This is a genomic window from Frigoribacterium sp. RIT-PI-h (assembly GCF_001297205.1).
Lineage (GTDB): Bacteria > Actinomycetota > Actinomycetes > Actinomycetales > Microbacteriaceae > Frigoribacterium.
Map to the genome: position 1 here is coordinate 1 of NZ_LHOZ01000062.1, position 8164 is coordinate 8164.

Here is an 8164-nt window from a genome sequence, read left to right on the forward strand (position 1 = left end):
GCGCGGGGCGGGGAGGACGCTTCGGCGGGGTACGGCGCTCAGCTTGGCCGCCGGCAGCGCTCCTCCTGTACTGCTGGGAGCATGACCGACTCCCGCTCCTTGCCCTACCCCCTCGGCGTGACGCCCCTGCCCGACGGCGGTGCCCACGGCGCGGTGTACTCCGAGACCCCCGACCACGTCTGGTTCTGCCTGTTCGACGACGAGGCCGACGGCGGCACCGAGCGCCGCTTCGAGCTGACGAACCGCACCGGTCACGTCTTCCACGCCGTGGTCGAGGAGGCGCGGGTCGGCTCGCGCTACGGCCTCCGTGTCGCAGGCCCCTGGGACCCGGCCGCCGGCCTCCGCCACAACGAGCACAAGCTGCTGCTCGACCCCTACGCGACCGCGCTCGACGGCACGTTCGACTGGGGCCAGGCCGTCTTCGGCCACGACATGAACGAGCCCGAGACGCGCGACGACACCGACTCCGCCGACGCCATGCCCCGCAACGTCATCGCCGACCGCGACTTCGACTGGGGCGACGACCGGCGTCCGCTCACGCCGATGGAGGACACGGTCGTCTACGAGGTGCACGTCAAGGGCTTCACGCAGACGCACCCGGACGTGCCCGAGGACATCCGGGGCACCTACGCCGGCATGGGTCACCCCGCCGCGATCAAGCACTTCACCGACCTGGGCGTCACCGCCGTCGAGCTGCTGCCCACGCACCAGTTCGTGCAGGACAGCCACCTCGAGGAGAAGGGCCTGCGCAACTACTGGGGCTACAACTCGATCGGCTTCTTCGCGCCGCACGACGAGTACGCGTCGAAGGCCGCGGGCACGGCCGGCGGCCAGGTCGCCGAGTTCAAGCAGATGGTCAAGGACCTCCACGCCGCCGGCCTCGAGGTGTGGATGGACGTCGTCTACAACCACACGGCCGAGGGCAACCACATGGGCCCGACCATCTCGTTCAAGGGCATCGACAACGCCGCCTACTACCGTCTGGTCGAGGGCGACGAGGGCAACTACTTCGACACGACCGGCACGGGCAACAGCCTGAACGTCAGCCACCCGGCGGCACTCGCCCTGATCATGGACAGCCTGCGCTACTGGGTCACCGAGATGCACGTCGACGGCTTCCGCTTCGACCTCGCCACGACCCTCACCCGTCAGGGCGGCGAGGCCAGCGAGCACAGCGCGTTCCTCACGCTGATCCACCAGGACCCGGTGCTGCAGAGCGTCAAGATGATCGCCGAGCCCTGGGACACCGCCGGCTACCAGGTCGGTGGCTTCCCGGCCGACTGGTCCGAGTGGAACGGCAAGTTCCGCGACGACGTCCGCGAGTTCTGGAACGGCGAACCCGGCGTCCTGTCCACGTTCTCGGACCGCGTCCTCGGCAGCCCCGACGTCTACGAGGGCGACCGTCGGTCGCCGCTGTCGAGCGTCAACTTCGTCACCGCGCACGACGGCTTCACCCTCGCCGACCTGACGAGCTACGCCGAGAAGCACAACGAGGAGAACGGCGAGGACAGCCAGGACGGCGAGAGCGACAACAAGTCGTTCAACGGCGGCGCCGAGGGTCCGACCGAGGACCCCGCGGTCAACGAGTACCGCGACCGCCAGCGCCGGAACTTCCTCGGCACGTTGCTGCTCAGCGCCGGCGTGCCGATGATCCTCGGCGGTGACGAGATCGCGCGCAGCCAGGGCGGCAACAACAACGCGTACTGCCAGGACAGCGAGATCTCGTGGTTCGACTGGGAGCGTGCCGACCGTGACCTGCTCGCCTTCACGACCGAGCTGATCACGCTGCGCCGGGAGAACCCCGCGCTGCGTCCCGACTGGTTCCGGTACGCCCCCGAGGTCGAGAGCGACGACCACGTGCAGGTGCGCCGTGCCGACGACCACTCGTTCTCGAGCGGTGACTGGCAGCAGGGCGAGAACAAGGCGATCACCTTCGTGCTGACCCACAAGGACGCCGACGCGTTCGCCTACCTCGTCAACGGCTCGACCGCGGTCGTCGAGTTCAACGTGCCCGACGCGCCCCACGGCGAGTGGGAGCTCGCCTCGTCGAGCGACCCCGGCCAGCAGGTCGAGGGCGCCGTCACGACGCTGCTCGTGCGCGACGCGAGCTTCACGCTGCTGCGGAGCCGCGCCTCCTAGGCTCCGACGACGCGAGCGCAGGAGGCGCGGTGCGGGTCCTCGGGACCGGCACCGCGCCTCCTGCGTGCACCGGGCACACGAAAGACCGCCGCCCCGAGGGGACGGCGGTCGTCGTGTGGGCCGGCCGAGGCCGGGCCGGGATCAGGCGGTGGCGAGCTGCTGCGCCGCGGGGGCGAAGAAGTCCGCGTAGCTCGGGCCCGGCGTGATGTCGACGACGGTGCCGCAGACGACGGGCTCGCGGTCGGCCTGCGACCGGTGGGCCCGGACGGCGGGTCGACGCTTGGGGTAGACCTCGATGCGGGCGGCGGGCACCCGGCGGTCGGCCACGTAGTGACCGGTCACGTCGACGGAGCGACGGACGTGTGCCACGAGCTGGTCGTGGCTGAGACGGGAGAGGTCGGCGGCGTTCATGCCGTGGCCTCCGCCAGGAGGAATGCGCTGATGTCGATCGGCTCGGTGGGAGCCAGGTCGTGCGCGAGGGGGTGGTGCCCGGAGGCGTGGACGATGTTCATTGTTCTGCTCATCTCTGCGGCCCTGCGACCGCGTGCGGAACGGGGTGGTGCGGGTCGCGTCGCCGTGAATCGACGCGTTCCCGACTCTCGCAGGTCGCCGTTCGATCGCCACCATCGGCCGACGCATCGTTCGCAAGGTGGACATCCGTTCGAACGACGGTCGAGGCCGTGCGGTGTGTCCGCCCCGAGTCGTGAGCAGGGCTCAGTCGCGACGGGCCCAGAGCGCCTCGACGAGCGAGGTCGTCAGGTCGTGGTCGATCGCGAAGGGCCGCCCGTCGAGGTCCGACACCGGGGCGATCTGGCGCCCGCTCGACAGCAGCCACAGGGCGTCGGCCTCGTGCACGCGGGCGAGGGGCAGCAGCTCGTACGCGGTCTCGTGGCCGAGGTCCGCCAGGGCGTCGAACACGGCGGCCTGCGTCGTGCCCTCGAGGATGCCCTGGTCGGTGCGTGGCGTGACGAAGCGGTCGCCGAAGCGCGCGACGAGCGAGGCCGACGGCCCCTCGAGCGCGTACCCGTCGCTGCTCACGAAGAGCACGTCGTCGGCCCCGCGCCGGGCGGCCTCGCGCAGCACGCTCTTGTTCACGGCGTACGAGAGCGTCTTCGCGCCCTGGAGCAGCCACGGCGAGGTCTGCGCGACGTCGTGCCGGTAGCCGCGGTCGAGCGCCACGACGCGGATGCCGTCGCGACGTTCGGCGGCGTGGTCCTCGTAGACCTCGGTGCGTGCCCAGGCGGTCGGCTCGCTGTCGGGCACGCCCTCGAGGCCGCGCGTCACGATCAACTTGGTCAACGCGAACGGCACGGGCGCGTGGGCGGCGGCGGAGGCGAGCACCGCCTCGCGGATCAGGTCGAGGTCGAGGTCGGGCAGGTCGAGCAGCGCCGCCGAGCGGGCCAGGCGTCGCAGGTGCGGCTCGAGGGCCTGCACGGCCCCGTCGACGACGCCGAACGCCTCGAAGATGCCGTCGCCGCGGGTCACGCCCAGGTCGACGACGTTCACGGTCGGCTCGGTCGCGTCGGCGACGTGCCACCCGGGACCCTCGCCTCGGGCGCCGGCCCGGGCTCGGTCGATCACCACGAGCACGGGGGCAGGAGGTGCGGTGTCGGTCGTGGGGGAGGCGTCGGCAGCGAGGTCGGTCACGCCCTCGACCGTACCTCGGGCCGGGGTTTTCGCTTTGTGGACAGGCTGTGGAGAATCGCTCGTCGTCGAGAGGTTAGACGCTCTCGCGACCCGGAGTGGCTGGATCGCTGCTCGACGGCGGACATCGGGCGTCGAATCGTTGGCCTGGCTAGGCGATCTAGCTATTTTCTGCGCCTGAACAGGGGTTTCTCGAACGATGCGTCCTTGGCGTGCCCAGACAGCGGAGGTACCGTGAACGAGCCCGCCCATGGTGGGCGCGTGGTGCCCGGCGGGCCGAGAGCTTCTTCACGGGGCGGCCCGCCCGGCACCACACCGCACGCGCCGAAGGGCCGCACCGTCGAGACGGTGCGGCCCTTCGTGGTCGGTGCGGAGGTGTCAGCCTCGGGGCTTGGGCGGCCCGGGCTTCGGGTGCGCCGGGGTGGCGCCGTGAGCCGTGGAGTCGTCGGCGGGATCGGGCTCGCCGGGCTTGGGGTGCCCGGGGATCGAGTCGCCCGAGAGGTTGAGGTCGTCGGGGTCGACCTCGATGTCGCCGCCGTCGTCCGGGCCGCCCTCACCGGGCAGGGCCTGGACGGCGTCGAGGTCGGGGTCCTCGTCGACGGCGGGGGTGCCTCGCCGGCCGCCCGCCGCATCGCGGCGGTGGGCGCCGCGCCGCGCGGGAGCCCGCCCTCGGGGCGGCGGCGGCGCCGCGGGCCGGCGCGGGGGCGGCGGTGCCGGCGTGGCCGACGCGGGCCGTGGTCGTCGACTCGTCGCGCGGGGTGGGGCCGGTCTGGGTGTCGTGCTCGTCTTCGTGCATGCGGGCACGGTACGCCGTGGGGGTGCGTGCCGCATGTGCGCCGGGGCAGACTGGCGGCATGACGACCCTCATCTGCCGCGCGATCGTGTTCGACATGGACGGCACGCTCGTCGACTCGACGGCCGTCGTCGAACGCATCTGGGGCGACTTCGCCGCCGAGCACGAGCTCGACGTCGTCGAGCTGCTGGCGTTCGCGCACGGACGGCAGACCCACGACACCGTCACGCGGTTCCTGCCCGGGATGTCCGAGGGCGAGGCGCGCACGCTGACCGACGGGTTGCAGGCCGTCGAGGCCGGAACGCGGGCCGGGACCGTCGAGATCCCGGGTGCGGCCGCCTTCCTGGACGGCCGGCCGGGCGACCGGGGGGCGCTGGTGACGGGCGCGAACCACGAGTTGGCACGGTCGCGGATGGCCGAGGCGGGCGTGCCCTGGCCCGCCGTCGTGCTGGCGTCCGAGCCGGGGGCCGTGGGCAAACCCGCCCCCGACGGATATCTGCCGGCTGCCGAGCTGCTCGGGGGCGACCCGGGGGAGGGCGTCGGCTTCGAGGACGCCGCGGCGGGGCCGCGGCCGCCCGCGCCGCCGGAGCCTCGGTCGTCGGCGGCGGCGGCCACGACGGGCCCGCCGCCGCCGGGCCGCCGCGCGGCACCGGGTGCGAGGGCGTGTCGGTCACCGTGCGGGCCGACGGACTGCTCGAGCTGCCGCTCCCGTAGGGGAGGGCGGGCCTGGCGGGCCTGGAGGGCCGCAGGCGGTCAGCCGTTCAGCGGGTGTGACCCCTCGTGGTTCGTGCGGTGGGCGAGGGCGTGGGCGAACTCCCGCAGGGTCTCGTCCGACGTGTGACGCGGCGTCCAGCCGAGCACGGTGCGGGCCTTCTCGGTCGACATGACCGGGATCTTGGCGGCGATGTCGAGCCAGCCCGGTTCGGTCGGCTGCAGACGGGCCAGCCAGGTGAGCTGGACGACGGCGCGCAACAGGCGGTAGGGCACGGGCAGCAGGCGGGAGCCGAACGCCCGGGCGATGCGGTCGGGGTCGACCACGGGTTCGGCGGCGAGGTTGAACGCCCCACCGGCACGGCGGTCGATCGCCCGCCAGAACGCGTCCGCGACGTCGCTCGCGTGCACGACCTGCGACACGAAGCGCGGGGCGAGCGGCAGGAACGGGGGGCGCACGCGCTGCATCCAGCGGGTGGGCACCCAGCGGCCGGCGAAGAGGCCGACGATCTCGCTCGCGGCGGCGGCCTGGAACACGAGGCCCGGGCGCATGCGGGTCAGCGTGACCTCGGGGTGCTGCTCGGCGAAGGCGTCCATGACGCGCTCGTTGATCGACTTGTGCTTCGAGTAGCTCGAGCGGCGGACGCCCTTGGTCTTGTAGGTCTCGTCGACCCGGCGGCCCTTGGGGCCCCGCGAGTAGGCGCCGACCGACGACGCGACGAGCACGTGCGGCACACCGGCCCGGGCGGCGGCGTCGAGGACGTGCGAGGTGCCGAGGACGTTCGTGCGGTACATGACGGCCTTGCGGTGGCTCGGCTGGAGGGCCCAGCCGAGGTGCACGACGGCGTCGGCCCCCGCGAACGCGCGCTCGAGGGCGACGGGCGAGTCGTCGGCCCCGACGTCGATCGAGAACCAGGTGACCTCGCCGTAGGGCGGCGTCGCCATGCGCGGACCCCGGCGGGCGACGCCGACGAGGGACGTCACCTCGGGTTCGGCCTGCAGGCGGGGGAGCAGGGGGGCGCCCAGGTTGCCCGTGGCTCCGACGACGACCACGCGCATGGGTGTCTCACTTTCACGACTCGACGATCGGCCTCTCGCCGGCCCCGGGTGGGCGGCAGGCCTGGCCCGAGCCTACGCGCGGCCCCTGGGCGCGGGTCCGGCCCGGGTCGGGCGGCGGGGGGAGCGCCGGCCTCGGCGGCGCTGCGGGCGACGGCGGCCTCGTCCAGCACGAACACCTCGTCGCCGTCGCGTGGGTCGCGGACGGGCACCGGGGTCGAGCGCACCGATCCGTCGGCCGACACCTCGACCACGGCGAACCCCGAGCCGCGCACGGCCCGTTCGGTGCCGACGGCCGCCAGCACGTCCGTGTCGTTCGCCACCCCGGGCGCGACCACCACGGGCACGCCCGCCAGGTGGCCGACGATGTGGTGGTGGTAGTGCCCGGCGAGGACGACGCGGACGTCCGATCCCTCGAGGACCGCCGCCAGCGCCTCCGGGTCCTGCAGGGCGAGCGACTCGTGCAGGGTGGTCGGCGCCGCGATCGGCGGGTGGTGCAGCACGAGCACGGTGCCACGCCCGGCGGGCGTCGCGAGCTCGTCGCGGAGCCAGGTGAGCTGCTCGGGTCGCAGCAGGCCGTAGCCGGCCCCGGGCACGGACGTGTCGAGCCCGATCACCCGCCACCCGTCGACGTCGCGCACGAGGTCGAGCGGTCGGGCCGGGTCGCCGCCGAGCACCTCGGCGAAGCCCTCGCGCACGTCGTGGTTGCCCGGCACGAGCACCACCTCGGCTCCGGCCGCGCGGGCCCAGGCGTCGGTGCGCTCGCTCAGGTGCCGGTAGGAGGCGCGGGTCCCGTCGTCCGACAGGTCGCCCGACCCCACCAGCAGTCGCACCCCCTCGACCCGCGCGGCCTCCGCCAGCACGAGGTCGAGGGCCTCGGCCGTGTCGACGACGCCCTGGTGCAGGGCTCCGTCGGCGAGCAGGTGGGCGTCGCTGAGGTGGACGATGCGGAGGGCTCCGGGCGGCAGGGCGTGCATGTCGCGACGCTACCGGGTGCGGGGTCGCAGCGGCGCGGTGCTCGGCCGGCTCGGTCGGCTCGGGCGGCCCGGGTGGCTCGGGCGGCTCGGGTGGCTCGGGCGGTCGAGTCGAACCACGGATGGGGCATCGAACCACGCAGATGGGTGGTTCGACAGCACATCGATGGTGCGACCCCGGATGTGGCGGCCGGGCTCAGCCGCGGAACTGGTCGGCGGGGGCGAGGCGGCCGTGCACGCGGCGCCCGAGCTCGGCGAACATGTCGGTGATCGTCGCCCAGTCCTCGTGGGTCGGCGACGTCGGTTCGACGAACAGGCCGTAGAAGCGTCGGCCCTTGGCGAGCGACTCGACCAGGACGGTCTCGGAGCGGTCGAAGAACTGCGTCCCGTCCTGCTTCAGGGCGGACGCCCGGACGGGTTCGCCGGTCAGGTTGCAGAAGCCGGCCGACGCCAGGGCGCGGGCGGTCTTGCGACGGGACAGCCGGGGAAGCACGGGGCTGGCCTCCGCCGCGCCCAGGACCGCACGCACGTGGGCGAACACGAGCTCCTGCTCGTGGACGGGGTGCGAGGCGGAGGTCGGCGAGATCGTCACCTCATCACCGTGCCAGGTCGGGGCTCCCGGGGCGACGCCCAGTGCGGGGGCGGCCCCTTGGGGTGCGACCCGGACTGGGGAGCCGCCTCGGCGCACCCGGCGCCCGTCGACGGTGTAGCTCGGACCGCCCTCCGCGGTCGGTGTCGGTGTCGGCAATTCCTGGCTGGTGCGGCACCCGGGGTGCAGGGGTGGGCGTGGCGCGGGCGGGTGGCGGCACGAGACAGGAGTTGCCGACGGAGGATGCGAGGTGTCGGC

The 8164-nt window shown here is 73.6% G+C and carries 8 protein-coding genes; 2 read left to right on the plus strand and 6 right to left on the minus strand.

From position 1 onward, the window contains the following. Positions 1-81 precede the first annotated feature (81 nt). Complete coding sequence (gene glgX, locus AEQ27_RS06475) at positions 82-2139, plus strand: glycogen debranching protein GlgX (RefSeq protein ID WP_054145916.1); 2058 nt, start codon at positions 82-84, stop codon at positions 2137-2139. Positions 2140-2280: 141 nt separating this feature from the next. Here glgX and AEQ27_RS06480 read toward each other — a convergent pair whose 3' ends face one another. The 3 genes from AEQ27_RS06480 to AEQ27_RS18050 form a co-directional block, all read right to left on the minus strand. Next, positions 2281-2550: a hypothetical protein gene (locus AEQ27_RS06480; protein WP_054145917.1), complete on the minus strand. Its 270-nt coding sequence runs from the start codon at positions 2548-2550 to the stop codon at positions 2281-2283. A gap of 303 nt (positions 2551-2853) precedes the next feature. Further along, positions 2854-3786 (minus strand): aminodeoxychorismate lyase, encoded by a 933-nt coding sequence (locus AEQ27_RS06485; RefSeq protein ID WP_235451002.1) that lies wholly within the window; start codon positions 3784-3786, stop codon positions 2854-2856. 375 nt (positions 3787-4161) lie between these two features. After that, positions 4162-4587 (minus strand): hypothetical protein, encoded by a 426-nt coding sequence (locus AEQ27_RS18050; protein ID WP_152970214.1) that lies wholly within the window; start codon positions 4585-4587, stop codon positions 4162-4164. A 50-nt stretch (positions 4588-4637) separates the two neighbouring features. Between AEQ27_RS18050 and AEQ27_RS06495 the strand changes: the two genes are divergently transcribed. Beyond that, on the plus strand, positions 4638-5417 hold the full coding sequence (locus AEQ27_RS06495) for an HAD family hydrolase (RefSeq protein WP_054145919.1): 780 nt from the start codon (positions 4638-4640) through the stop codon (positions 5415-5417). Here the strand turns inward: AEQ27_RS06495 and AEQ27_RS06500 are convergent. The 3 genes from AEQ27_RS06500 to AEQ27_RS06510 form a co-directional block, all read right to left on the minus strand. Beyond that, positions 5330-6346, minus strand: a complete 1017-nt coding sequence (locus tag AEQ27_RS06500; protein WP_054145920.1) for an NAD-dependent epimerase/dehydratase family protein — start codon at positions 6344-6346, stop codon at positions 5330-5332. The two genes, AEQ27_RS06495 and AEQ27_RS06500, sit on opposite strands and share 88 nt — an antisense overlap. Further along, positions 6268-7320, minus strand: coding sequence for a metallophosphoesterase (locus AEQ27_RS06505; RefSeq protein ID WP_082383302.1), 1053 nt, complete (start codon positions 7318-7320; stop codon positions 6268-6270). The genes AEQ27_RS06500 and AEQ27_RS06505 overlap by 79 nt, the downstream gene beginning before the upstream one ends. 193 nt (positions 7321-7513) lie before the next feature. Further along, on the minus strand, positions 7514-7909 hold the full coding sequence (locus AEQ27_RS06510; RefSeq protein ID WP_054145921.1) for a hypothetical protein: 396 nt from the start codon (positions 7907-7909) through the stop codon (positions 7514-7516). Positions 7910-8164 lie beyond the last annotated feature (255 nt).